At 60.0% G+C, this 24,811-nt stretch carries 21 protein-coding genes and 1 pseudogene; 8 read left to right on the forward strand and 14 right to left on the reverse strand.

All coding sequences use genetic code 11. The features are described from left to right. The first annotated feature begins 10 nt into the window (after window positions 1-10). Entirely contained in the window at window positions 11-1,483 is a 1,473-nt protein-coding gene (locus BLQ55_RS17350) for an MFS transporter (RefSeq protein ID WP_092255396.1), read from the forward strand. Window positions 1,484-1,551: 68 nt separating this feature from the next. Beyond that, a complete protein-coding gene (locus tag BLQ55_RS17355) occupies window positions 1,552-2,310 on the forward strand; it encodes an SDR family NAD(P)-dependent oxidoreductase (RefSeq protein WP_092255399.1) in 759 nt (252 codons plus the stop codon). Window positions 2,311-2,330: 20 nt separating this feature from the next. Here the strand turns inward: BLQ55_RS17355 and BLQ55_RS17360 are convergent, their stop codons facing one another. Beyond that, window positions 2,331-3,725 carry a heavy metal sensor histidine kinase gene (locus tag BLQ55_RS17360; protein WP_092255401.1) on the reverse strand — a complete coding sequence of 465 codons (1,395 nt, stop codon included), beginning with the start codon at window positions 3,723-3,725 and terminating at the stop codon, window positions 2,331-2,333. Then, the gene (locus tag BLQ55_RS17365) at window positions 3,698-4,393 is read right to left on the reverse strand and encodes a heavy metal response regulator transcription factor (protein ID WP_072405205.1); all 696 of its coding nucleotides are present in this window, start codon (window positions 4,391-4,393) and stop codon (window positions 3,698-3,700) included. The genes BLQ55_RS17360 and BLQ55_RS17365 overlap by 28 nt, the downstream gene beginning before the upstream one ends. A 217-nt stretch (window positions 4,394-4,610) precedes the next feature. On the opposite strand from BLQ55_RS17365, the gene BLQ55_RS17370 reads away from it, so the two are divergent. The 3 genes from BLQ55_RS17370 (at window position 4,611) to BLQ55_RS17380 (ending at window position 6,681) form a co-directional block, all read left to right on the forward strand. After that, window positions 4,611-5,222 (forward strand): hypothetical protein, encoded by a 612-nt coding sequence (locus BLQ55_RS17370; protein ID WP_092255404.1) that lies wholly within the window; start codon window positions 4,611-4,613, stop codon window positions 5,220-5,222. Window positions 5,223-5,294: 72 nt separating this feature from the next. Further along, a complete protein-coding gene (locus BLQ55_RS17375) occupies window positions 5,295-5,918 on the forward strand; it encodes a cytochrome b/b6 domain-containing protein (RefSeq protein ID WP_092255407.1) in 624 nt (207 codons plus the stop codon). Further along, complete coding sequence (locus tag BLQ55_RS17380) at window positions 5,911-6,681, forward strand: molybdopterin-dependent oxidoreductase (RefSeq protein WP_092255410.1); 771 nt, start codon at window positions 5,911-5,913, stop codon at window positions 6,679-6,681. The genes BLQ55_RS17375 and BLQ55_RS17380 overlap by 8 nt, the downstream gene beginning before the upstream one ends. 48 nt (window positions 6,682-6,729) lie before the next feature. On the opposite strand, the gene BLQ55_RS17385 is transcribed toward BLQ55_RS17380, so the two are convergent. Further along, a complete protein-coding gene (locus BLQ55_RS17385; protein WP_092255514.1) occupies window positions 6,730-8,742 on the reverse strand; it encodes a DKNYY domain-containing protein in 2,013 nt (670 codons plus the stop codon). A 125-nt stretch (window positions 8,743-8,867) separates the two neighbouring features. Between BLQ55_RS17385 and BLQ55_RS17390 the strand changes: the two genes are divergently transcribed. Next, window positions 8,868-9,104, forward strand: coding sequence for a type II toxin-antitoxin system ParD family antitoxin (locus BLQ55_RS17390; protein ID WP_072405200.1), 237 nt, complete (start codon window positions 8,868-8,870; stop codon window positions 9,102-9,104). Next, window positions 9,101-9,418 carry a type II toxin-antitoxin system RelE/ParE family toxin gene (locus BLQ55_RS17395; RefSeq protein WP_063320410.1) on the forward strand — a complete coding sequence of 106 codons (318 nt, stop codon included), beginning with the start codon at window positions 9,101-9,103 and terminating at the stop codon, window positions 9,416-9,418. Before BLQ55_RS17390 ends, BLQ55_RS17395 begins: the two co-directional genes overlap by 4 nt. Before the next feature lie 275 nt (window positions 9,419-9,693). Here BLQ55_RS17395 and BLQ55_RS17400 read toward each other — a convergent pair whose 3' ends face one another. From BLQ55_RS17400 to BLQ55_RS17450, 11 genes are all read right to left on the reverse strand, one after another. Next, entirely contained in the window at window positions 9,694-9,957 is a 264-nt protein-coding gene (locus BLQ55_RS17400; RefSeq protein ID WP_072339727.1) for a hypothetical protein, read from the reverse strand. 60 nt (window positions 9,958-10,017) lie between these two features. Next, a complete protein-coding gene (locus BLQ55_RS17405; RefSeq protein ID WP_092255413.1) occupies window positions 10,018-11,124 on the reverse strand; it encodes a glycosyltransferase family protein in 1,107 nt (368 codons plus the stop codon). Continuing rightward, window positions 11,115-12,224: a non-hydrolyzing UDP-N-acetylglucosamine 2-epimerase gene (gene wecB, locus BLQ55_RS17410; RefSeq protein WP_092255416.1), complete on the reverse strand. Its 1,110-nt coding sequence runs from the start codon at window positions 12,222-12,224 to the stop codon at window positions 11,115-11,117. Before wecB ends, BLQ55_RS17405 begins: the two co-directional genes overlap by 10 nt. After that, window positions 12,221-13,807, reverse strand: coding sequence for an FAD-dependent oxidoreductase (locus BLQ55_RS17415; RefSeq protein WP_092255419.1), 1,587 nt, complete (start codon window positions 13,805-13,807; stop codon window positions 12,221-12,223). The genes wecB and BLQ55_RS17415 overlap by 4 nt, the downstream gene beginning before the upstream one ends. Beyond that, window positions 13,797-15,080, reverse strand: a complete 1,284-nt coding sequence (locus BLQ55_RS17420) for an NAD-dependent epimerase/dehydratase family protein (RefSeq protein WP_092255422.1) — start codon at window positions 15,078-15,080, stop codon at window positions 13,797-13,799. Before BLQ55_RS17420 ends, BLQ55_RS17415 begins: the two co-directional genes overlap by 11 nt. Before the next feature lie 2 nt (window positions 15,081-15,082). Continuing rightward, the gene (locus BLQ55_RS17425; RefSeq protein WP_092255425.1) at window positions 15,083-15,490 is read right to left on the reverse strand and encodes a GtrA family protein; all 408 of its coding nucleotides are present in this window, start codon (window positions 15,488-15,490) and stop codon (window positions 15,083-15,085) included. Beyond that, window positions 15,487-16,155: a class I SAM-dependent methyltransferase gene (locus BLQ55_RS17430; RefSeq protein WP_256326596.1), complete on the reverse strand. Its 669-nt coding sequence runs from the start codon at window positions 16,153-16,155 to the stop codon at window positions 15,487-15,489. Before BLQ55_RS17430 ends, BLQ55_RS17425 begins: the two co-directional genes overlap by 4 nt. A 110-nt stretch (window positions 16,156-16,265) precedes the next feature. Further along, on the reverse strand, window positions 16,266-17,288 hold the full coding sequence (locus tag BLQ55_RS17435) for a glycosyltransferase family 2 protein (RefSeq protein WP_092255431.1): 1,023 nt from the start codon (window positions 17,286-17,288) through the stop codon (window positions 16,266-16,268). 12 nt (window positions 17,289-17,300) lie between these two features. Then, on the reverse strand, window positions 17,301-19,709 hold the full coding sequence (locus tag BLQ55_RS17440) for a phospholipid carrier-dependent glycosyltransferase (protein WP_256326597.1): 2,409 nt from the start codon (window positions 19,707-19,709) through the stop codon (window positions 17,301-17,303). Window positions 19,710-19,929: 220 nt separating this feature from the next. Beyond that, a complete protein-coding gene (locus BLQ55_RS17445) occupies window positions 19,930-22,380 on the reverse strand; it encodes a glycosyltransferase (protein ID WP_092255438.1) in 2,451 nt (816 codons plus the stop codon). A gap of 141 nt (window positions 22,381-22,521) precedes the next feature. Beyond that, window positions 22,522-23,340, reverse strand: coding sequence for an ABC transporter permease (locus BLQ55_RS17450; RefSeq protein WP_092198919.1), 819 nt, complete (start codon window positions 23,338-23,340; stop codon window positions 22,522-22,524). Window positions 23,341-23,523: 183 nt separating this feature from the next. Here BLQ55_RS17450 and BLQ55_RS32550 point away from each other — a divergent pair. Next, a pseudogene (locus tag BLQ55_RS32550) lies at window positions 23,524-24,777 on the forward strand (ABC transporter ATP-binding protein); the annotation flags it as partial. Between the last annotated feature and the right edge of the window lie 34 nt (window positions 24,778-24,811).

The raw sequence follows: 24,811 nt of genomic DNA on the forward strand, positions 1-24,811 counted from the left end.
GAGTTGCCCAATGACATCCGAACTGGATCGCGGCCCTGCAGCCGAGTCGCGCCGATGGTTTGCTTTCGCTGTTCTTCTCGTCGGCGCCTTTCTTCCGCCGCTGGATTTTTTCATCGTCAATGTGGCGTTGCCGTCCATTCGCAGCGGCCTGGCGATTACATCGGCGCAGGTCGAATGGGTCATTTCAGGCTATGCCGCCAGTTACGCCGTCTTCCTGATCACGGGCGGTCGGCTGGGTGACCTGTTTGGCCGCCGCCGGGTGTTCTTCGCGGGCATGGCCGGCTTCGGCGTTGCCTCCTTGATGTGTGGCCTGGCCAACTCGCCGACGGTGTTGATCGGCGGACGAGTGTTGCAAGGTTTGAGCGCTGCGGCGATGGCACCGCAGGGACTGGCGTCCATCCACAGCCTGTTCCCGGAGCATGAACGTTCGCGTGCGTTAGCGGTGTATGGCGCAACGATCGGCTTCGCGGCGGTTGTCGCCCAGGCACTGGGGGGCTGGCTGATATCGATGAATGTCTGGGACCTGCAGTGGCGTGCAGTTTTCTTGATCAATCTGCCCATCATCACCGCTGTGTTTATGGGCGGAATACGGCTGCTTCCCGATACCCGGAGCCAAGTTCCGGTGCCGCTGGATCGCATTGGCGTACTGCTGTGTGCGCTGACGGTCGGGTTGCTGGTGGTACCGTTGATTGAAGGCCGGGAAGCCGGTTGGCCATGGTGGCTGTGTCTGTTGCTGCTCGGCTCGCCGATAGCCGCTGCTGTCTTTTGGCGCTACGAGATCGCGCTGGAGCGTCGGGGCGGCACGCCCTTGGTCAGTCCGCAACTCAGTCGAGCACGCGGCTTGGTGGCCGGACTGACGGGCGTACTGTTCTTCTACGTGGTATCGGCATTCTTCCTGACGTTTTCGATTTATCTACAGGACGCGCTGGGTGCAACGCCATTGGCCTCGGGGATGATGTTCATCCCGTTCGGCGTGGGCTTTCTGATCGGTCCTTTGACAACGCCCTTTGCCATCCGCTTGTTCGGCCGTTTTGTACCCGCCATGGGCATGATGCTCGAGGTACTGGGGTGTCTGGTCCTGAGCACGGCGGTCGCAGCGGCGCCGACAGGGCAGAGCCCTCAATTGGCGTTGGTGATCCTGGCGGTGGGCTTGCTCGGGTTTGGCCAGGGCTGGGCGCTGCCGACCCTTATTCGAACCGTGATAGATCGTGCGCCACCCGGCGGATCGGGAATGATCTCCGGCGTAGTCAATTCGGCCTTGCAGATCAGCGCCGCGCTTGGGGTGGCGGTGCTCGGTGGGGTGTTTTACGCACTGGCCGCTCCTGCGCAAAGTCCTTCCTCCCTTGCCACCGGATTCATTGCCACCCTGCTGGGCATCGCTGCTTGCCTGGTCGTTTCAGCGCTGCTGTCCGTTTATGCCTCGATGCCTCGTTCAACAAAAGCGGCTGCTCCTTTCGGCGTTTCGATCAGCCCCGAACCGTGACTGACGCCAGCGCCGCGCAGTTGCCAACTGCTCATCTCACCATAAATGCTTCACTTAGGAGTCAACACATGACGGGTAAATTTATCAATCAAGTAGCGGTCGTCACGGGCGGCTCGACTGGAATCGGCTTTGCGATTGCCCAGGCGCTGTTAGCCGAGGGGGCCAAACGCGTCTATATCACTGGACGCTCGGCGGCGACGTTGGACGCCGCGGTTAGCGCACTGGGCGAGAATGCCGTGGCAGTGGTGTCCGATGTCGCTCGGCAGACCGATCTGGATTCGCTCAAGGCATTGATCGAAGGCCGGGACGGTCAACTCGATGTGGTGTTTGCCAATGCCGGTATCTGCGAAAAAAATCCCGTGGGCGAAACGACTGAAGCCGCTTACTACACGATGTTCGATATTAACGTTAAGGGCGTATTTTTCACTGTGCAGACGCTGTTGCCGTTGATGAAGGATGGCTCGTCAATCGTGCTGACCGCTTCCATTTGCTCCAGCAACGGGATGGAAGGCCTGAGTCTTTACAATGCGTCGAAGGCTGCGGTGCGTTCATTTGCACGTACTTGGGCCAATGAACTCAAAGGCCGAAAAATACGCGCGAACGTGCTCAGCCCTGGCTTTACCCGGACGCCATTGATGGACAACGGACTGAAGATGGATGAGAGCCAGATCGAAGCCCTCAGAAATCACGTAGGGCAAATCGTGCCGCTGGGCTACATGGCCCAGCCGGAACAAATAGCGTCGTCCGCACTGTTCCTTGCCTGCGCTGACGCCAGTTATGTCAACGGCGTAGAACTGATGGTCGACGGTGGCCTCTCACAAATCTAAGCGATGTCCGGTTGTGTCACTCAGGCAGTGGGGAATAAAAGCGCAAAACGGATGGTCCCGGGCTTGGGCTGTTCGACACTCGCATGACCGCCATGCAATTGCATGATCGCCATGACGATGGCGAGGCCGAGGCCGTAGGAGTCGGAGCTTTGGTGGCGGGACGCATCGCCGCGGTAAAAACGGTCGAACAGTTTGCGCAGGGTTTCGTCGCTTAGCACGGGGCCCTGATTCTCCACTTCAATTCGGCATCCGCCGTCGACTGCAACGACGCGCAGCAGAATTTCACTGCCTTCGTCGGCGTAGCGAATCGCGTTGGCGACCAGATTGCTCAGTGCTCGGCGCAGCAGCAAAGGATCGGCGTGCACGGTGCCATCGCCCATAATCTTGATGGACATCTGCCGCTCTTCGGCCAGGCCTTCGAAATAACCCGCGATGCGCTGTGATTCGTCATGTAGCGACAGTGGTTGGCACTCGACCAGCGATTGCGCTTCGTCGGCGCGAGCGAGGAACAGGATGCTTTCGACGATCCGGGAAATACGCTCCAGTTCTTCAAGGTTCGAGGCGATAAGCGTCTGGTAGTCGTCCTCGCTACGGGGCTGGCGCAGGGCGACCTGGCAGTGCCCCATCAACGAACCCACCGGCGTGCGTATTTCGTGAGCCAGGTCGGCGGAGAACTGCGTCAGTCGCTGATAACCCTTGGCAAGGCGGTCGAGCATCGCGTTGTAGGCGTCACTCAGTTGTTGCAGTTCAACCGGTGTGTCGGCACTGTCCATCCGGCTGTCGAGTCGCTCAGGCGTTATGTTTGCGGCATGGGCGGCCATTTTGCGCAGCGGGCGCAGACCGCGTCGCAGCAGCACATAACCGAGCACCGCCGTGAGCAGAAAGGCCAGGGTCACGGCCAGGTAAATGCGTTCGCGAAACGCCGCGAGCATGGCCATTTCCTTGCCCATGATGTGCGCGGCAGTCAGGCGAACGTCGCGCCCGCCCGAGGTGGTTTGTACGGAAGCGGCGCGCAGCGGTACTCCAGAGTCGGTCACGCCGCTGCGCAGGTCGTTGACGCTCAGCTTCGCCTCTTGGCCGATCACAGGCAGATCGGGCAGCGTGACGTTCAGCGGATTGACCAGGATCACCGGCTGCTGGCCGGGCTCCTCGATGATAAAAATATCGTCTTCGCTGTCGAGCATGTTCTTGAAAATCTGCGGGCTGTCACGCAGCTTCTCGATGGCCAGTTCGTAATGCAGCAGTTTACGGAAGTGATCCAGACGGCCCATGACCGCGTGATCGCTGTAGATCAGTACCGAGGCTTTCATCGACTGGTACAGATAAAACCCGGCCCCGGCCACGGCGAGCATGGCCACCAGCGAGAACGCCAGGGTCGAGCGCAGGGTCAGGGATGGTTGGCGTCGGGTCCGCATGGCCTCACCTCGCACACATAGCCGATACCGCGAATGGTATGGATCAGTTTGATCGGGTAGGGCTGGTCGACCTTGCTGCGCAGGCGTTTGACGGCCACGTCCACGACGTTGGTATCGCTGTCGAAATTCATGTCCCAGACTTCCGAAGCAATTTGCGCCCGGGACAGGACATCGCCTTCACGACGCAGAAACAGATGCAGCAGGGCGAACTCCTTGTTGGTCAACACAATCACTTGTTGCTGGCGCGTGACGCGGCGACGCACCAGGTCCAGCTCCAGGTCGGCGATGTGGAAATGATCGGCTTCGCGCACCACGCCACGGCGCAGGATGGTGCGAATGCGCAACAGCAACTCGGTGAAGGAAAACGGTTTGACCAGATAGTCGTCGGCGCCCAGTTCCAAGCCGCGAATGCGGTCATGCAACTGGTCGCGAGCGGTGAGAAACAGCACCGGCACATCTTGCTTGGCGCGCAATAGCTCGATGATTTGAAATCCGTCGATGCCGGGCAACATCACATCCAGCACGATCAGGTCGTAGGACGTTTGCAGTGCCATGTGCAAGCCATCGGCGCCGTGCTGGGTCCAGTCGACGTTATAGCCGGACTCGCCAAGTCCCTTTTTCAGGTACTCGCCGGTTTTGGTGTCGTCTTCGATCAGCAGAATATGCATCGTCAGGGGGCGCTCGGATCTCTTTTATAACGGGATTCAATCACGGTATCGGTCTCTCAGGATTGCAGTGTAACCAGCTGAGAAGGTTGAGTCGGTTACATTTCTGTCATTCGTAAAGGCGTCGTTGCGAATGACAGAAATGTCATTCGGCGGTCATCGTGAGGTCCCGATCCGGGGGCGAGGATAGCGGCACTTAAACCCGTGAGGAATTGTCGCAATGAAGCTCAAGACTGCTCTGTCCACCACCTTCGGTTTGCTGATGCTCAGTGCCGCTGTCATGGCCACTGCGGCCGATATGCCGGTGATCAAGCCGCTGCGGGGCACCGTCGAAAGTGTCAGCAACAACACGCTGACCTTCACCACCCGCTCCGGCGCCCAGCAGACCATAGGCCTGACTGACAAGACCGGTATCAACCGGGTATCAAAGACGGATATCGATTCGATCAAAGCCGACAGCTTCGTTGGCTCTGCCGCCATTCCACAGGCCGACGGTTCGCTGAAGGCACTGGAAGTCACCGTATTCGAGTCCAGCCTCAAGGGCAGCGGCGAAGGTCACTATGGCTGGCAAAATGCGGATGGCAGCACAGGCACCATGACCAACGGCACCGTGGGCAAATTGTCCAAAGCCAATGGCCGTACGCTGACCGTCAATTACAAGGGAGGCGAGAAGCAACTCGTCGTGCCGGAAGATGTACCCATCGCCTACGTGGAACCAGGCAAAGCCAGTGAGTTGGTCAAAGGCGCGAAAATTGTCGTGTTCCCGGCCGAGGGCGGCACAACCGCACGCGGTATTGCCGTCGGTAAGGATGGATTCCAGCCACCGATGTAATCACCTGAACAGGTTGGAGCGACGCCGTCCGGCATCGCTCCAGCGCACGGATGGTTTCTGAGTGGGAAAAACATGAGTAAAGAATCAATCCATCCCTGGTCCGTCCGCCTCACCCATTGGCTCAACGCCATCGGCATGACCTGCATGTTCATGAGCGGTTGGGCGATTTACAACGCCTCTCCGTTGTTCGCCTTCAAGTTTCCGGTGGCGTTGACGGTGGGCGGATGGCTTGGCGGCTCACTGGCCTGGCACTTTGCGTTTATGTGGCTGCTGTTCATCAACGGCCTTGTCTATGTGTTGTACGGGTTGATCAGCCGCCATTTCAAACGTGATTGGTTGCCGATCAGCCTCCCAGCGCTAAAACATGATTTGACCGATGCACTGCGTTTTCGACTGGTGCACGAGCAGGGCGTTTACAACGCGGTTCAGCGCCTGATGTATTGGATGGTGCTGGCGGCAGGGGTACTGGTCGTCGTCTCGGGGCTGGCGATCTGGAAGCCCATCCAACTGCAAGAGCTGGTCGCGCTCCTGGGCGGCTACGACATTGCCCGGTACGTGCATTTCGCGGCGATGGCGGTGATTGGCGCGTTCGTGATTGTGCATCTGACCTTGGTGATGCTGGTGCCGAACACCTTGCTGCCCATGATCACGGGTGGCGTACGGCCCATTGAAAGCGGAAAAACCGACCATGATTGAGCCCAAAAAGCGCGCGATTCAGCGCATCGAGCTTGAGCCCGCACAGCGGCTTCAGCTGGAAAATATCCAGCGCCGGAACTTTCTCCGAGGGGGCTTGACCGTCGGTGCGATGGCGATGCTGAGCGGTTGTAACCTGCAGGACGGCGATCAGGTCGATAAGGTGCTGTGGGCGATGTCGCGATGGAACGACCGGGTTCAGGCCTGGCTGTTCAGCGGTCAGAAACTGGCGCCGACCTTCACCAAGGCGCAAATGACCACGCCATTTCCCTTCAATGCATTCTACGGTCAGGACGATATACCGGAGGTGGACCTGTCCGATTATTCGCTGGCCGTCTCCGGACGGGTACGGGACAAGGCGCCGTGGACGCTCGAAGGCTTGCGCAAACTGCCGCAGCGCACTGACATTACGCGTCTGATCTGTGTTGAAGGCTGGAGCGCCATCGGACAGTGGGGTGGCGTGCCGCTGAAAACCTTCCTGGAACACATTGGGGCCGACACCACGGCTAACTTTGTCGGTTTCAAGTGTGCTGACCGTTATTACTCCAGCCTGGACATGGCGACGGCATTGCATCCGCAAACGCTTCTGGCACTGGATTACGGCGAAGTCGCCTTGCCGCCGGAGTATGGCTATCCACTACGGGTTCGAGTACCGACCAAGCTAGGCTTCAAAAACCCCAAGCATATCGTTGAGATTTTCGTCAGTCATGATAATCCGGGCGGGTATTGGGAAGATCAGGGCTATAACTGGTTTAGCGGGATCTGATAAAGCAAACGTGTGAACACTGGAAAAGGTTACGGTCGATACCATCTGTCATGCCGGCAGACCAAGCGATTCCCGATACTGCGCTTCATCGACCTCGCTCAGCGCCCCATAGCCGTCGTAATGGTAGAACCGATGCTTGTCACGGGCATAACGGTCACTCAGAAATTCGAGGGTGGCCAGGTCGATCCGCTTGGCGCTCAACAGGCGTCGATGACAGAACAACTTGCGCGTGCCCAGTTGCAGGAAGTCGGGATGGGGCACGCGCACTTCATCAGGAACGAACGCCACGTCCAGCGGCTTACCTTGCGAGAAGATCAGCGCAGGACTGACGGCATAGGTGCCGAGCATGCGGGTATCCGACGGATGTAGCCGTTTCTTCGCCTCGCCGTAGTAATACACCGTGTCCTGGTCCTTGGCCCAGCCGTGCCCACAGGACTCGAAAGAGGCCGCTTGTGCCTTACGAATCGGTTCCGGAGGATGGTAAAAAATCCGGTGGCAGAAAACGGATTTGCCGTCTGTCAGGTACGGTGAGCCAAGTGAGCGGAATTGCTCCGCGGGTTCTTGGGAAAACCGTTCGGGCACTTCCGTTTGCGCGTTATGAAACGGGATCAGATACAAGCCCTGGGCATCGCCGCACAGATGCGTGTCCAGCAATTGGAAACTCGCAGCGTCCAGCCCGTTGATCACGCGTCCATGGAAATACACCTGGTCGCCGAGCTCAAAACCGAGACCGATGGCCTGTAGCGGCAGCGTTTCCATGTGCGTTTGCACGGCTTCAGGCCGTGCCTGCAAGCGGTGCCACCAATAACCCTCCAACTGCGGATGGGCTTCGAAGTAAGGCGCCCACGCCGCTTGCATGGCCGCATCGATGATGCCGCCAGAGCCCAGCGGGCCGTGCTTGTCACCTGCCAGCACGGGCGAGTAATCCTGGTCATTACGGCTGAGCCGGGTCACGACGAAGCTTTCCACGTCGACATCAAGGCGTTTCTGGCGCCTGTAGACGTGTTGGTGATCACGGTAATAATCGAACCCCAAGTGACGAAAACTCGGGCCATGGGCATCGCGCAGGCGGGTCCCGGCTGCGTAGACGTACTGGTCGTCCACGGCAAAATACTCATCCTCGTATTCGCTGGCGCTGACCACGCGACCGCATTCATCGAACGCCGGCTGCCAGCACTGGAGCAGGTGGAAATCGCCCACGTAGCGAATGGTTTTTCCGGTCAGGTAATAGGCGCGTTGCTTGTCCTTGGCGTAGCGTTCGTTAAGCACGGTGAAGGTCGCCAGGTCGGCATTGTCGATGCGGTAGAAGTACTCGTATGAAACGCTCGAGCCTTGCTGCGCTTGCACGATGATCGACTGCCCATCGGTACCCCAGCGTTGGGCGAGCATCTGGAAGTCGTCCGGGTTGGCGACCGGCAGCGGCGTGCCGTCCTTCTGGTGCAGGGGCTTGAAGCCTCTATAGACTTGATCGTCGATCACTCGATAGGACGGGTGGTTGCAATACCGCACCCGCGCCGTGGCGCTGGCGATAATGTGCCCCTGCAAAAAGAGATGCGCACCGTCGCAGAACAGGGCGGACGCTGAAGTCACCGAGGTTGGGGACGAGGCCCGCAGGGCCAGCCTGTCGGGTCGCGCCTCGTGGATTTGGGTGATCGCGTACTCGCCGAACCAATAGGCACCGGTTGCGTCACGCCAGTACTGGTGACCGAGGCTTTCCAGGCCTTTGTCGAACCGAAACGGCAGGGGCTGCAGCGCGTGGTAGCCGTGGCGCTCCCGGTAGGCCGGAAGCAGGTAGTAATCACGCAGGGCTTCGCGCAAGACCCAAGGGTTGCGTCGATGCCGCCAAACCGGCTGACCGGCCAGCAAGGGCGAGGGCGGATAGTGCCCAGCGCTGGCACATTGTGCCAACTCGCTGGGTCGTGTGCCTTGAGGGTTGAGCATGATGTACACATCAGGCACTTGCCCATCGCCCAGCAGCACGCCGTCCATGAATGCGAAGCCTTGATGCCATTCAAGGTTCAGCGGTTCCCAGTCAGCAATAGCAGTCTCTATGTCTGTCATGTCATTGCGATCTGCACGTTTCATGGTTGGCCAAAGACGACAAGTTTCACCTGAGTTCGACCCCTGGCGAGGCTGGCCCAAGAGTGTATACTTTGGCAAATTTTGTCAAAAAAACAGGCAAAGTCATGAGTACCATGAACATCTCCCTGCCGGACGCTCTCAAATCATTCATAGATGATCAGGTTAGCCAGAGAGGCTACAGCACCAGTAGCGAATATGTGCGGGAGCTGATTCGCAAGGATCAGGATCGGCAGCACCTGCGTGGCTTGATACTGGCCGGGGCGGAGTCTGCTCCCACTGCTCCTGTGAATGGCGACTACTTCGAATCCCTTCGGGCCAAGGTGCGCAAGGGGAGGGGATGAAGGCGAAACCCGTCATTGCGCGAGCTCTTGCCAGCCAGGATGTAGAGGACGCCATCAACTATTACCTAGGCGAGCAGGCAGAGCAGGCGGCACTCAATTTCATCGACGCCTTGGAAAACGCCTATATGCACATCAGCCGCCATCCGGCATCGGGTATGTCCAGGTACGCCCATGAGCTGGATGTCCCCGGATTACTCTGCTGGCCGCTGAAACGTTATCCCTATCTGGTGTTCTACGTGGAGTGCAACGAACACATTGACGTATGGCGAGTTCTACACGCCATGCGGGACATTCCTGAATGGATGTCATCATGAATCAAGCGAACCCGTTGGCCACAATGACGTAGCCCAATCTGCAAAGATTGGGCTTTTTTACGCCTGAAAATAGGGACCACCAAACCAAAGATCCCCGCAGCCACGCTCAAAAAATGAACTTGAACAGCGCAATCACCACGATCAGGCCAATCAGGAAGATGATACCTACGGTGCCGCCAAGGAATTTCAACATAAGAACGCTCTCAATCGGATGGGCTTAATCGTCTAGACCGCCACCGATAGCGCTCGTTTCGTCGAATATTGATTCGTGATGATCAATGGACCGCAAAGGACCTTGGCACTGGCACATGTTCGAATTTGGAAATGGTCTTGATCCAGTAGCGGCGGTAGTCCGTCTGGTCCGGTGCCAGCGGCTTGTGGCCGGACCATGGGTGTTTCTCCTTCAGGCTGGCGCGGTACGCTTCCCATTCTTTCTGCTCGGCCACTTCCCGGGCTTTGCTCCGGTCGTCGAACCAGCCCAGCACGTAAGCTTCGCCCTGGTCCGTGCCGTGCGCTATCAGCAAATAAATCTCTGTCATGACTGACCTACCGTTCTGTCCTGCGCCCCAGTGGCGGGGTCTTATCCTGGGTATCGGCCGTTATTGGCCGTTTTTGAGATTGATCGCAGAAAAACGCTGAGCCCAGAGGTGCGCCTGACGAAATTGATGGACCGTCGAGCGGTCGCTTGGGCTGGCGAGTGCTTCGACGGCGGTTTTGCGCAAATCGCTGTCTTCATCCACGATCCAGACGCCCGGTTCCTGGCCGCGCAGGGCCATTTCACCGAAGCGGGTGGAGATGACGGGCAGGCCCAGGGCACGGTATTCGTAGTATTTGATCGGGTCGACCGAGGCGGTCAGGCGATTGAGCTTGAATGGGATCAAACCCACCGAAAACCTTGCCATGGCCGCGATTGCACTGGCGTGGGAGCACTCGGGGAGCAACTCGATGTTGGCAGGCAATACGCACGGCGCGGGTGTGAAGACGGGGCCGATCAGCCGGATCCGGTTTCCGGGATTGGCCTTTGCCAGTGCTATGACCAGGTCCCAGTCGAACCAACGACCCAACGTGCCGACATAACCCAGCACCTGTTGCTTGGCTCCGAGGTCCAGGTTCTCGACCGACGCCAGTCCGTGCATATCACAGGCATTGAGGGCCAGCTCAACCTGGTCGGTCATGCCCAGTAGTTTGTCGCGAAGCGGGCTGGAGGACGCAAGCACTGTGTCCACCCGTCGAATGAGCCGTGCCTGGCGACGTTCCATGGACCCGCGTGACAGGCCCCGATAAAAGGCCGGGAAATCATCCATGGCATCGTAGATGGCAGGGCTTTGCGGGATCAGCGCCAGCAGTTGCAAGGCCAGCTCGGAAGGCTTTCCCACACAGATCATGCAGGGCCCTTGCGCGGAAAATGCCACGGCCTCTTTGAACAGGTTGCGCCACAGTCGCTTGAGCAGCACGGCCGAGCCTCGCAGGGGCTCGATGGGTAAGCTCCGGGGTTTGCAGACCCGGAGCCAGGGTGGAACGCTGACGCTTTGCCGATCGACAACAGGCGGCTTGGGCCTGAAGTCGGTCAGCGTCGGTAAGCGTGTCGGGTAGGGATCGATCCAGAAGACCGGCGCCCCGGTCTGCTGGTGATACCAGTTGACGAAGTGATGGGGGCGCTGGCTGAAGCTGGCCCATGGTACCGGGGACAGGTAGATCATGCGCATGACTGGAAGTACTGCCTGAGAGCGTCGACGATCCGCGCTGCGGCCTTGCCGTCGCCATAGGGGGAAGCCCCGCGCGCCATGCCCTGGTAAGCCTGTGGGTCGTCGAGCAGACGTTGTGCCTGTTCGACGATGGTGTCCCGGTTGGCGCCCACCAGCTTGACCACGCCGAGCTCGACGGCTTCCGGGCGTTCGGTTTCGTCCCGCAATACCAGCACGGGTTTGCCCAGGGCCGGGGCTTCTTCCTGCACGCCGCCGGAGTCACTGATGATCAGGTACGAGCGCTTCATTGCCGCGATAAACGGCGCGTAATCCAGCGGTGCGCAGAGCAGGATGTTCGGCGTCTGGCCGAGCAATCGGTGCGCGACATCCTTGACGTTTGGGTTGGGATGGACGGGGTAGAGGATCTGGATGCCTGGGTTGCGCTCGGCCAGGTCCTTGAGGGCCTGGCAGATATTCTGGAACGGTTCGCCGAAGTTTTCCCGCCGATGGCAGGTCGCCAACACCAGGCGTTTACTGGCGTCCAGTGGGATAGCCAAGGCTGAGTCCTGTGCCGCAGTCATCAGCAAGGCATCGATCACGGTATTACCGGTCAGGGTGATATCCCTGGCGGCGACACCTTCGCGCAGCAAGTTGTCCACGGCGTGCTGGGTCGGCGCGAAATGCCAGCGAGCCAGTTTGCCGGCGATCACCCGGTTGGCTTCCTCGGGGAACGGGTTGCACAGGTCTCCGGTACGCAGGCCCGCTTCGACATGGCCAAAGGGAATCCGCAGGTAGAAACACGCCAATGCAGCGCACATGACCGTGGTCGTATCGCCTTGAGCCAGTACGACGTCCGGTTTCTCGGCTTGCAGGACGCCGTCGAGTTCAAGCAGCAAGCGTGAGGTCAGCGCCGTCAATGACTGGTTGGGGCGCATGAGGTCCAGGTCCAGGTCGGCGGTGATTGCGAACCCCTCCAGCACCTGATCCAGCAGGCCTCGGTGCTGGGCGGTGGCGAGCACCCAGCAATCGATGTTCTTTTCGGCCTGGAGCGCCTTGATCACGGGGGCCATCTTGATGGCTTCCGGACGCGTACCAACGATGCAAAGTACCTTGCGAGTCATGCCTTTTGATTTCCTATCGTGGTGGCAAGCGAGCGTGATATCCGGTCCGCGTTGGCCATGAGGGTCAGCGTGTGGGATTTCTCGGTAAGACTGGGCAGGCAGGCACCGTCGACAATGTGCACGCCGCCAAGGCCCGCGACTTCGCCAAGGCCATCAGTCTGCCCGATCCTGGGCGTCGAGTGCATGGGCAGGGTGCCCGCATAATGGATATCCGCCCCCGGCCTGCCGACGGTGAAGCTCATGGGCATCAAGATCGCGCCCATTTTCCAATAGATCCGGCGCAACTTTGCCTCGGCGGCCTTCATGAGCCCCTGGAGCTCTGGATGCTCGTGGCCGTGGATGCTCAACGAACCGTCGGGGCGCAACACCGCCGTGTTGTGAGACAGGTGCCCGGGGAGGAAGAGATTCCCGACGACGCACGCGCTGAGCAGGTTTTTCAGCAGTTCGATGCTGTAGCGTTTGCTCAGGGGGATCCGGCTGACAAACTCGGTCATGGGCAAACCAGTGGTGCTGAACGTCGAACCGAACGCCGTGGCATCGGATGCCAGCGCTAGGGCAAACGATAACTGGCCCAGACCAAATGCCGGCGCCCTTGGGGTCCCGAGCATTTTCGGCAGCCACAGCAGGAAGGCAGCCGTCGGCGATGACAGCAGCGGTATCGGGGCCGAATGGTTCAGGCCCTTGAGGGCGAGCCGGGTCGAGGCCAGGGTGCCCGCCGCCAGCAACAGGCGGGTGCCGCGCCAGCGCCGGGCGGAGCGAGGGTCGATGATCGTCCATGAACCGTCCTGTTTCTGCAGCTCGTCCACCAGGAAGTCCTGGACGTGCTGGAATCCCGGGTATTGCTTGAGTTTTTGCAGTTCTTGCGATGCATTGTACAAGGCCTGGTTATGACAACCCCACAAGCAGTTTCCCGACAGGTCGCAGGCCTTGCGCTCGTCCAGGGCCTGGCTCAAGACGGCGACCCGGGAGCGGCCAAGGCGGAACCCCAGGTCGGGAAACGCCCCACGACGCCGGGCGTAGTGATCGAGCAGGCGTTGATGCAGGGCGTCCAGTGGCAGCGGCGGTTGCGCCCACTCATCGAGGCCGAAATAGCTTGAAAGATCGTCGTCGCCCCGGCCACTGATGCCGATCCGGCGGGCGACCGTTTCGTAGGACGCCTGCATCTCGGAATAGTCGATGGGCAGCCCGGCAAAGTCGCTGGCACCGAGCCTTGCCACGCCGCAACCCCAGGCATTGGACAGGCCTCCGGTTGCCAGCGAGCCGATGCCGATGAAATTGTCGGTCTCGATGCGATTGCCGGCGCTGAACCCTTCGAAGACATGGGCATGGGTCGGTGTCTTCAGTTTGGGCGAGACCGCGTCCGCTTGGTTCAAAGCGTGGAAGTTTTCGCCGATCATCCATTTCCACTGCTGCGCGTCGTGGGTCCTGGCGCTGAGGAATGGGCGGGTTGGCGGCTCCGATGAGCCGCTGCTGGCCTGGGCATCGACCATGAGGACTTTCAGGCCCGCCTTGACCAGCGGATAGGCCGCCGAAGTCCCGGCCGGGCCACTGCCGACAATGATCACATCGAATTCAGGTTTCACGGCGGGCTTCACTTCCAAGCAACAGCTGGCGGGCAAAGGAACGGCACGCCAGCGCCGCTAGCTGCCACACCGATGCTTTGACTGCGGTGAGTCCCAACGCAACCAACGTGGCGACAGGGCTGCGCGACTGGTGGACGCCGAGAAACACCTGGGCGCCCTGGGGACTGGCTTCGGCGATAGCGAGTGCAACCTGCAGGCGCCAGGCCAGCTCCTGGCCGTCGGGCTTGCGCAGGACGCTGGGGGTGTCCAGGAGCGTCAGGAGTATCGGCCAGCCCATCATCAAGCGTGAGTGAATGACGGGGCGGGTTTTTCCCGCACGCTCCAGTGCCCGGGCATAGCGACTGACCAGGCTGCTGTGCGGCGGGCTTTTGAGCAGGTAGTGCAAGAGTACTGCGGCTTCCTGGAGAAGGCCTCGACGTTGCCCATGGCCGGAGCGATGCATGCCGTGGGCAAGGGGACGCAGTTGGATGCCGAGTTTTTGCAGGGAACGCTCGCTGGCCATGGGCGGCAGGTGGATAAGGGAGAAAATCCGCTCCAGGCCCAGTTTCGTGCTCAAGGATCGCCCGAGCGACCAGCGCAATAACCTGAGCAAGGGCACTGGCAGGGGGATTGGCAGGCGAGTGGCACGGACCCGGTGCGTCGCGATCGACCTCAGGAAGTGGCCAAAGGCAATCGGCCGCACGGCGCCCAGGTTGAGGACCTCGGCATGCAGGTCGTCCCGTTCGGCAACGGCCAGTATCGAGGCCGCGAGGTCGTCGACATGGATGGGTTGCACGCAAGGCGCGGGCATGAGGATCGGAATGAACGGGCTTCGACGAACCAGCCCTGACAACAAACCGAAGAGGCCACGTTCGGGGCCGCCGTAGACTTGGCCGGGGCGGATCACGGTGCCTCCGGCGGCCAGCACGTGCTGTTCGATACGCCACTTGGTCCGGCCATAAATGCTCGGAGCCATGGCCTCGGCGGTTTGACTGGAAATGAAGATGAACCTGGCCGAGCCTTGTTGGGCGCACTGGATCAGCGCTTGGGCCGCGCTGACTTCGTCGTCCACGCCGGCGTCGGTACCCGTCGAGGTGTCGGCTGCCAGATGGATCAGCGCCTGAATGCCGGCCGGGCACGCGGGAGCCGGGCCCCGCAGGTCATAAGGCAGCCAGGCAGAGGAGGCCGGACCCGGCTGGCGCGTCGCGTAAATGACCTCATGTCCCCTTGCCGCCGCGAGGGTGGATACCCGTTGTCCGATGTAGCCTGTCGCGCCGGTGATCAATAGCTTCATCGTCATGTGCCTTCGGCACGGTCAGCGGGAACCGGCGGATGCGGAGTGGAATGAAACACGAACAGTTTGCTGATCCAGTAGGTCATGGCCACGCAGGCCACGTCGCAGACAAATTTCACCGGAGCAGGGCTGTCGACGATAGACAGCCCCGCGCTGAACAGCGCCGACGCGACCGGGATATTGATGGCGAGCAACGAGAAATAGCGCACCGCTTGAGCCTTGCTGCTGCCATGGCTCGACTGGAACGTGAAGTGGCGATGCAAAAAGAACGCGAACACACCGGCGACGCCTTTGCCGGCAATGTTGGCCAGCACGGGTTGTTCCTCGAATAGCGCGATCAACAGCAAAAAGACGCCCATGTCCAACGCATAGGCCACCAGTTGGATGGCGCCATACCGAATAAAGGTCAAGACGTCCTCCTGACGACCACGATGTGATGCAGGGCCAATACCCGCCTCAACGGCTGCAGCAGCTTTTCAACGACTTTGAGCACGGGGATCAACGCGTCAGGCAGTAACTGGCGAAAGTTCAAGCCGCCGGAAACCAGGTAACGCAGATAATTGCCGCAGATTTCCTGATGGACGATTTCCAGGCCTGGGTACTTGCTCTCGAACGCCTGTCTGTCGCGAACGAAGATGATGTAGCTCAGAGCCTGGTTGGCGCCGTTCATGGGGCCGCTCGACGGTGTTTCCCAGGATGGGAAGTGCATGTCGAAGCCTTCGGACTTGAACAGGCGTTTATAGAGAAAAGCGGCAAAGGGGCCGTGGAAGGGCTCGATCAAAATGGCCCCGCCGCCGATCTTGAGCGTTCTTTCCAGTTCCGTGAAAAACCGATCGGGGTGAGGGAAATGGTGAAAGCAGTTCTGGCCGTAAAAGGCCCTGACCGAGTGATCGTCCAGGCTCATTGCCTCGGCATCGAGGGCCATGTCCAGTTGTTCGGTGGGGACAATGTCCGTGGCCAGTACTTCCGGGTATGAATGGCGCATGGGCGCGATGCCCGCCCCCAACTCCACCTCAAGGCCTTCGACCTTGAAGTAACGGTCTGCCAGGCGATGAAACGCGTGGTGGAACTCCACGAAGACTTCCCGGAGCATTCGCTTGCGGTCAAGCACTTGGCCGTGAAGCTCGAGGCGTTCGCTGCCATCGACATCCAATGCCTTGAGCGACGGGTCCGATAAAAAATCTCTCAGCGCTTTAATGAGTTTTCTTCCCGCAATGACGTTGCTATAGCACGCCTGGATTGCCGTGGCCGGCTGGGCACCGAGGCGATGTCGTAACCGAGGAACGCCATGATCAGCTGCAAACCCATGAGCATGGGCAGTGCACTGAGCATCACCGTGCCGGCGGGTGTCGCGATGCCATTCTGCGCCGATTCATACCAGCGATAACTGCCGAAGAAGACGCCGAACAAGAACATGACAATCCCGATCGGCAGTTCGATCGAAGCCAGGGACATGTCGCGAAGATAATAGTTGTAGAGCACGCGCTTGGTGAAATTGCGCAGGTGCTTGAACAGGAATTCGCCAATGATCTTCGAGATCTTGAGGTGACTGACTTCGTCGCCGTAACGGGCCTCCATCGGAATATCCACCACCACGGCGCGTACGGTGTTCAGGCGGAACAGGATGTCGGTCTCGAAAAAGTAGCGCTGGCTGACCTTGTCCAGGGGTAACAACCTGGCGACGTCACGGTGAATCGCCGTGTAGCCGTTGGTGGGGTCGAACAGATCCCAGTAACCGGTCGACAGTTTGGCCATCAATGACAGTACCGCGTTGCCGAACAGGCGCAGCCGCGGCATCGATTGGACTTCTTCCAGGTCGAAAAACCGATTGCCCTTGGTGTAGTCCGCTTCTCTGGCCAGGATCGGTTCGATGAACAGCGGGATCAGGGTCGGGTCCATCTGGCCGTCCCCGTCGACTTTGACGATGATACTCGCACCGTCGGCGAGGGCTGCTCGGTAGCCGGTCATGACCGCGCCGCCCACGCCTTGGTTGACCTCATGGGGCAACACCTTGACCCGGGGGTCGTTACAGGAAGCCAGGACATGCCCGCCGGAACCGTCCGGGCAGGCGTCGTCGATGACGTAGATGCGCCAGACCTCCGGCCCTATGGCCTCGATGACCCCGACGATGTGCGCGGTGACCCGATAGCTGGGGATGACGACGGCGACGCGTTGTTCGTCCGTGAAAAGCGCTGTTTTTGAGTTCATCGATATCGCCCGCTATTGCCTGAATGAAAGTGACCTGAATTCCAGGGGGATGTCGGTGTGCCCGGACGCATAAATGATCACGGACGTGGCATTCGCGGGGGCAACGACGCTCATCTCATGGGTCTCCCATTGCGTGGTGCAGTCAAAGGTCTTGATGCTGGTGGTAATGAAGTCGCCTTGGTCGTCCATCCAATTGGCCTGGATTCTTCCGGCGGTGGCCGTCGTTGCGCAACGTGCGGACACGCTGTTGATGTACGTCAGCCCCGGCGTCACTTCGACCCGCTGTGTGGCCGGTGTCTTGACGTTGACGGTCAGGATCTGGCGCGACGCGTCATAGGTCGAGGGTGACGTCAGGCTCCAGCCCTCCAGGCTGGACAGCTGCGGGTCGCGCAGGTGTTCTTCGTGCGTGACATTGAGTTTGCGCAGGTCCAGGTCACCCAGTCTGGCATACGACGTGGACACCGTGAGCAGCCGTTCGAGTTGCACCTGGGGAAGGAACTTGAGGTCGATCACCAGCCAGTTCACCTGGCGCCGGCGCAAGCGCTGGGTAAGCTCCGAGGGCGAGGTCGCCGTGTCGAATTCGTTTTTCCACTTCAGGTTGTACCACGACGCATAAAGGGCATCGCCATGCAAACCCGCCATCAAGGGCGATGCAAAGACCGCCACGGGCTGGTTCCCGCTATTCAAGGCGTTGACGGTGTCGACCATGTTTCGGATGGGCAGGCGTTCCAACAGGTAGGCGTCCCGACCGGCCTGGCTCAACAGCGCAGAGGGTTTGATGTCGCCATAGTAAGTCGCAGCCTGGATGAAACGGGTATTGGTCAGGATCAACACGGCCCCGGCGACGATGGCGAGGCTGCGGGGGAAGAACCTGGGGTCGGAAAAGGGCAGGGCCAGGATCACTGAGAACAGCGCGAAGGAGGGGAACACATAACGCAGGTAGGCCGTTGAGTGGAACGTCATGAACATCGCGCCGGCGCCGACCAGGAGGATGCACAGGGCTTTTTTGTTGCCGCTCAACAGCACGGCGACGGCGGCCGTGGGCAGCAACAGCCATTGGAAGCCTGCCGCGCCGACGCGACCCTCGATGAACTGAGGCGACTTGAAGACCATTCGATAGAGGGTGTCCCAGGTCACCCCTGTGCCGAAAGCGGCTGGCGGTTCGAAATTGATGTTCGGCCACAGTGGCGAATGGAAAATGGCATTGAAAAACGGAAACACCGGATTACCGGTCAAGTACCCGGCAGAGACGTAAGGGGTGGCACCGGCCAGTATCAGCCCGGCACTGCCGAGCAGGAGCGTCTTGACGATGCCTGGGACAGCCCAGGCCTTGTACTGCACCAGCAGCATCACCAACAGCACCGGCAGGACGCTCAGGGTCACCGCCTTGGTCGCCATGGCGAAGCCCAGCAGGACGCCGGCCAGCAGCAGTTGCGACAGGCGCTCCGTAGGATCCGGCGTGGAACGTGAGACTTTCAGGATCGCCAGTGTCCCGGCCATCATGAAGGCGGTCCACGCCGACTCGATATGCAGGCTGCTGCTTTCAGCGAAGGCGAGGGGCGTCGACACAAAGATCAGGCTTGCCCAACGGGCACTCGTGGCAGAGCCTCCGGCCCAGAGGGTCATGTTGCGGATCTGCCACGCCAGCAGCAGGGTGAATGCGCTGTTGCTCAGGCGCGCCGCCGTTTCGCCGCCCAGCATGTAGACGATGCTATAGATCCAGTCGGCCAGCATGGGCATGACCGCCCACACATACGTGCTGGCATCGAACGACCATTGATGCCGCTGGGCCAGGTGTGACGGGACGAAGAGGTGCATGGCCAATGCGTCGTGCCCGACCTCTGGCATGAAGGCGACCAACACGTAAAGACAGGCGAAGCTGCAGATCAGAACGTCGAGCGCCGTTTGCAGCGGTGTTTGCGCTGATCGGGTGGCGTGGATGTGTCGCAGCAGTTCACGGCCTATCGACGTGACGTGTCTGTGACCCAATGCCAGCGGCAACAACAGCAGCGCGCCATACAGCCCGGGGTAGTTGATCGGCCAGTAGGCCGCCAGGCCTGTCAGCGTACCGAACGCACCGGCTCCCACCAGCAGGTGGACGCTCCAGTCGGCCGAGGCTGCTTGCCTGAGCACCCACCTGCCGAGCACGGTGGCAGACAGCGCGAACACCGCTACGACTATCACCGGCCAAATCTGCGCGCAGGCAATGGCCAGGCACGCCAGCAACCCCAGGCAAAGCACGATCGGTGGCTTGCGCGTGAAGACGGTGAGGGCGGCCAGGGCTGCCATCGACAGCAATATCGTCCGGGTGCCGCTGTTCATGGACGCCAGTTCAAGCGTCGAAAAACCGTATACGCCGACCACCGCACTCGCCAGTAAAACCAACAACACCACGGCGTACTTCAGGCTGAATCTGGGCAAAATATCGTCTCGGCTAAAGGGACAACGCTGTTCACTGGATGCTTGTTCGATTCATTGTGGCGAGGGGATTTATCCCCGCTTGGGCTGCGAAGCAGCCCCAAAAAGGCTGAATGCAACCAACCTGGCACGCTGCGGTGGCTGGATTCAGGGCTGCTTCGCAGCCCAGCGGGGATAAATCCCCTCGCCACAAATTCATCTACTGCGCATGCAAAGGGGCTGCTTATACGTCTCGGTACGTGTGCGGAACCCAGGCTCCCCACTTGCTCTCGTAGATCGCCCGGTTCTTTTCGAAAAGTGCCTGTTTTTTCCGGGCACCCAAGGTATTGAACGAGGCGGACAGGTGGTGGTGAACGAAGACGTCTTCGGCACAGGCTGCGCGCATGCCACGCCGCTGTACGCGGCGGCAGTAATCGTCATCCTCGAAGAACCCCAGGCCGTACTCTTCGCACAGGCCACCGATTTGCTCGTAGGTCGAGCGCGGGAACATCACGCAGAAAAACGCCAGGGTGTTGATTTCGAACCACTCGCCCATGCGGGCCCGGGTCATTTGCGCGGCTTCGGCGGGCATGTCTTCCAACCGCTCGTAGCGGGTGCCGACTTTGGCCTCATTGCCGATGTTGTTGGTGATCGGGCCGATGATGCCGATTTCCTTGTGGTCCTGCAGGTGGCGGATCAGGCCTTTGATCCAACCGGCGGTGACCACCGTATCGTTGTTCAGGATGACCAGATAGTCGCCACTGGCGGCGGCGAGCCCCAGGTTATTGCCGGCGGCGAAGCCCCTGTTGTCCGGGTTGAGGATGACGATCCGGTCGGGATGGCCGTCGGCCCAGGCGCTGAGGTAGGCCGGGGTCTGGTCGCTGGAGTGGTTGTCGACGACGATGATTTCAAGGTTCGGGTACTGGCTCTGGGTCAACAGGCTGTCGAGGCAGGCTTTGGTCAGTTCGAGGTTGTTATAGGTCAACACCACGACGCTGACCTTGGGCAGGGGCAACGTCGCGATGGCCTCGCGCAGGCTGGCGGCCCGGTGCTGCCAGGTCTGGCCCCGGGCGAACGATTGACGTGCCTTTGGCGCAGTGCTGGCCTCTGGCAACGCGTCCAGGACATCGCGTATGGCCGAGATGAACCCGATCGGCTCTTCAACCGCCCGGACCAGCTCGCCGAACTGGCTCAATTCCGGCAGTTTCACCGACACCACCGGTTTTCCCGCGCTCAGGTATTCATAGACCTTGACCGGGTTGGTGGCGAGGGTCAACGGCATGACCTTGAACGGAAGCAGGCAAACGTCCATGGCGTAGAGATAGTAGGGCAGGGCGGCATAGGGCACTTCGCCTTCCAGGACCACATTCGGGCAGGCCTTGAAGTATTTTTTCGCCTGGACGGTATCGCTGCCGATCAACAGGATCAGGTGCTGCGGGAACGACTGGGCGACGCGCTTGACCAGATCCAGATCGAACCATTCGGCAATGACGCCGTAGTAGCCGATGATCTGTCTGTTGGCAGGGTCCCGGTAGACCTTGTCGGGACGTTGGCTGAAGAAACCGAACTCGCAGGCGTTGCGGATCACCTCAACGTTGCGATTTTCCCGCTTGCCGTGCTGTTCGATCCAGTCGGAGGTCGCCACCAGCAGGTCGGCCCTGCGCATCAAGGCGATTTCAAGGTCGAGCAATTCCTGGGCAACGTTGCCGAAGCCTTCGTGATGATCCATGCAGTCATAGACCAGCGTGGCGTTGGGGACACGCCTTGCCAGCGGGAACCAGTAGGCGTGCTGGACGATGCAATCCACGGCACCGACGTTCGCCGATTGCAGGAGCATGGCCAGGCCTTGGCACAACTGGCCGATCGCGGCCGCTGACGGCGGGGCATGATAAATGGCCGGTGCGCCGCGTACCTTGAACCGGATCTGGAACAGCCGTTGGGAGCCTTCCAAAGGCTCTGCTTCGAAGCCGGGGGCATCATCGTCGATAAAGTGGTTCGAGACATAAAAGGTCGTTTGCCCGGCCCGGGCCAACTCCTTGGCCAGATTTTGTGGACGCTGGATACGGAAGTGCCAGTCAATCACGCCGAACATCAGGATCATGGGCTGCCCGTCACTCGACGGCACGGCAAGGTTCACGGGCGGTGGCAGAGGTTGCAGCGGGACGAGGCCAGCGGGTGCCGCTGATTCGCCTGGCGTTGCCTTGCCCGGTTTCAACCAGCTTCTAAGCCGACGCGCCAGTTTGCTTTTGCGGTGTGCGGAAAGTGGCAACCGGGCGTAGACCCAGCGCGATAACTGATACAGCCGCTTGCGTATCGAATAACGCAGCGGTGCGCGTTCAATGGCGTTGCCCCAGTCCGAAAGCTTGAACAGCTCAGTCTGTTTCGCCGCCAGTTGGGCGCGCAAATCCACCGCCCAATCGGAAAGCGCCACCGCCTCGCTTTCTTTTGTCTGGAGCAAGGCCTCGGTGTCTTTCAGGCGCTGCTCGGCCAGCCGCAGTTGCTCGCGCAGACGCCCGGCCTTGCCTTCTTGAAGAGACAGGCGAGTGCGAAGCGCTTGTGATCCCAGGTTCAGTTGTTTGATGAGCCGATCTCGATTTTCGATTTCCTTGACCAACTGCAAGGCCTCAATGGATTTGGATTGTGTCGAGCGGGTCAGTTGGTCAATGCAATCAACAAGACGGTTGATCTGGTCCATGCGGTTTTCGGGTCCTTTGGTCAATACGACAACGCACACTCGGTCTTTCAGGATCGATGTTGGCTTCAATCATCAGCCAGGCCCCCAGCCGTGCAATGAATCAGCATAGCGGTTGCTGGACGGGGTGCCACGCGACAAACGTCATATGACGTCGGCGAAGCCTTTGCGTGTCCTCTGGAACCAGGCGAAACCGGCGCAGGCAATCAGCACTGAAACTGCCGAATAAGCCGCCAGGTGCTCCCAGTGCGGCGGCCGGCCCCAGAACAGGACATCGCGAACCATTTCCACCGGCAGTGTCAGGGGATTTGCCTGCAAGGCGGCCTGATAACTTTGCGGAAGCGTCGAGAGCGGATAGAAAATCGGCGAGAGAAACAGCATCGCCGTGATGATGACGCCGATGAACTGGCCGATATCGCGCAGGTAGACGCTTATCGAGGCGAGAAACCAGGAGATGCCCAGCGTCAGCAACACCAATGGAAACAGCACCAATGGCAGCAGCAGGGCAGTGATCGGTGGGGTTCCGAACAGGGCGATATAGAACATCAGCCAGGCCAGGACGCTGACCGCCATGTGGAACAGCGCTGCGCCGAGCGACACCAGGGGCAGGGTTTCCAGTGGAAATACGATTTTCTTGACGTAGTTGGTATTGGCCAGCACCAGGCCCGGCGCACGGTTCACGCATTCGGAAAACAGGTTGAAGACCAGCAGGCCCGCGAACAGCACCAAGGCGAATTCGCTCTTGGATTCACCGCCGCCAGACCAGCGGGCCTTGAAAACGACACTGAACACGAATGTGTAGACCACCAGCATGAAAACCGGCGTGAAGAACGACCATAGAATACCGAGCATCGAGCCTTTGTAGCGACCGATGACTTCTCTGCGGATCAACACGTAGATCAGGATTCGATTGATCAGGACACTCTTGATCATGGCGACAGGGGACGTGCTGAACGACTGCATCGGTGCTTGATCCTCAAGGCAATAGCGGATGCTCCTCGAGTTGCATGCTCATGGAGTAGGCCCAGTGTAGATTGATTAGAAGTTTTTTATCCCATCTGTGCTTAACTCATCCGCAGCGCCCAACGAAGGACGGATTTCAGTGGCACCGCAATAATGGCCGTGATTCATGAAAGGGTTTTGTCGATGTCGTTTGAAGTGGCCATCCGCGCCGAAAACCTGAGCAAGTGTTATCAGATCTACGATGCGCCCAAAGACCGTCTATTGCAGATGCTGGTGCGCGGCAAGAAGCGTTTCTATCGCGAGTTCTGGGCCCTGGACGATGTTTGCCTGACCATCGCAAGGGGGGAGACCGTCGGTATCATCGGCCGTAATGGCAGTGGCAAATCCACCTTGTTGCAACTGATCTGCGGAACGTTGATGCCGACCCGCGGCAGTGTCCAGGGCCATGGCCGGATTGCGGCGTTGCTCGAGCTGGGGTCTGGTTTCAATCCGGAGTTCACCGGTCGGGAAAACGTCTATGTGAATGCGGCGGTGCTGGGCTTGAGCCGTGCGGAAATCGACGTTCGTTTCGATGACATCATCGCCTTCGCCAATATCGGCGACTTCATCGACCAGCCTACCAAGATTTATTCCAGCGGGATGCTGGTACGGCTGGCCTTCGCCGTTTCGGTCTGTGTCGAGCCTGAAATCCTGATCGTCGATGAGGCGCTTTCCGTCGGCGATGCCTCCTTTCAGTTCAAATGCCTGAATCGGCTGGAAGAACTGGCTGCCAAAGGCACCACGCTGCTGTTCGTCTCCCATGACATGAGCATGGTCAAGCGCTTTTGCCACCGGGTCATCTATCTGCGCGCAGGCCGGGTCGTGGCCAGCGGCTCGCCCGATGAAATGGCCGAGCTGCATTTGCTCGACATGCGTGACGAGCAGCGACGCTGGGCCAGTGGCGGGGTCACACCGGTGACGCGCAAGTCCTTCATGGGCGGGCAGGAGGGGATGGCCTTCGGGACCGAAGAGGGGCACATCAGCGCCGCCTGCTTCACCAACACCCAACAGCTTTCCTCCAGCTACCTGTATGGCGACGATATCGAGATTCGCGTCGAGGCGTTGCTGCATGAGTCGATCACTCAACCCAATATCAGCTTCACCATCCAGGAAGCCAGGCTGCTGGTGATCGGTGGAGGCAACTTCGCACTGCAACCCGGCCCGGTCGAAAATGGCTGGCGGCGCGCGGCGATCACGGTGCGCTTCCCGGCCCACCTCGCCGAGGGGCGCTACCATGTCACGCTCAAGCTGTTGCACGGCGCCACGGAAGACACTTCGCAGTTGATCGAGAAGCAGGTCGCGCCCCTGGCGTTCGACATGTTGCCGAACCACAAGGATTTTCTGGGCATGGTTGACCTGGGGTTGCAGAGGATCGATGCTCGACCGGTCAAGTCGCTTGCCAAGGCCAGCGGGACTCAAGGGGCGAAGGTCT

This window comes from Pseudomonas sp. NFACC13-1, assembly GCF_900104425.1.
GTDB classification, from domain to species: domain Bacteria; phylum Pseudomonadota; class Gammaproteobacteria; order Pseudomonadales; family Pseudomonadaceae; genus Aquipseudomonas; species Aquipseudomonas fluorescens_AA.

Bases quoted from the DNA above. Each gene is read 5' to 3' on its own strand.
- BLQ55_RS17355 (WP_092255399.1), top strand. From the start codon at position 1,552: ATGACGGGTAAATTTATCAATCAAGTAGCGGTCGTCACGGGCGGCTCG.
- BLQ55_RS17435 (WP_092255431.1), bottom strand. From the start codon at position 17,288: ATGAACTCAAAAACAGCGCTTTTCACGGACGAACAACGCGTCGCCGTC.
- BLQ55_RS17365 (WP_072405205.1), bottom strand. From the start codon at position 4,393: ATGCATATTCTGCTGATCGAAGACGACACCAAAACCGGCGAGTACCTG.
- BLQ55_RS17350 (WP_092255396.1), top strand. From the start codon at position 11: ATGACATCCGAACTGGATCGCGGCCCTGCAGCCGAGTCGCGCCGATGG.
- BLQ55_RS17445 (WP_092255438.1), bottom strand. From the start codon at position 22,380: ATGGACCAGATCAACCGTCTTGTTGATTGCATTGACCAACTGACCCGC.
- BLQ55_RS17385 (WP_092255514.1), bottom strand. From the start codon at position 8,742: ATGACAGACATAGAGACTGCTATTGCTGACTGGGAACCGCTGAACCTT.
- BLQ55_RS17370 (WP_092255404.1), top strand. From the start codon at position 4,611: ATGAAGCTCAAGACTGCTCTGTCCACCACCTTCGGTTTGCTGATGCTC.
- BLQ55_RS17450 (WP_092198919.1), bottom strand. From the start codon at position 23,340: ATGCAGTCGTTCAGCACGTCCCCTGTCGCCATGATCAAGAGTGTCCTG.
- BLQ55_RS17375 (WP_092255407.1), top strand. From the start codon at position 5,295: ATGAGTAAAGAATCAATCCATCCCTGGTCCGTCCGCCTCACCCATTGG.
- BLQ55_RS17360 (WP_092255401.1), bottom strand. From the start codon at position 3,725: ATGCGGACCCGACGCCAACCATCCCTGACCCTGCGCTCGACCCTGGCG.
- BLQ55_RS17420 (WP_092255422.1), bottom strand. From the start codon at position 15,080: ATGAAGCTATTGATCACCGGCGCGACAGGCTACATCGGACAACGGGTA.
- BLQ55_RS17380 (WP_092255410.1), top strand. From the start codon at position 5,911: ATGATTGAGCCCAAAAAGCGCGCGATTCAGCGCATCGAGCTTGAGCCC.
- BLQ55_RS17390 (WP_072405200.1), top strand. From the start codon at position 8,868: ATGAGTACCATGAACATCTCCCTGCCGGACGCTCTCAAATCATTCATA.
- BLQ55_RS17405 (WP_092255413.1), bottom strand. From the start codon at position 11,124: ATGCGCATGATCTACCTGTCCCCGGTACCATGGGCCAGCTTCAGCCAG.
- wecB (WP_092255416.1), bottom strand. From the start codon at position 12,224: ATGACTCGCAAGGTACTTTGCATCGTTGGTACGCGTCCGGAAGCCATC.
- BLQ55_RS17400 (WP_072339727.1), bottom strand. From the start codon at position 9,957: ATGACAGAGATTTATTTGCTGATAGCGCACGGCACGGACCAGGGCGAA.
- BLQ55_RS17395 (WP_063320410.1), top strand. From the start codon at position 9,101: ATGAAGGCGAAACCCGTCATTGCGCGAGCTCTTGCCAGCCAGGATGTA.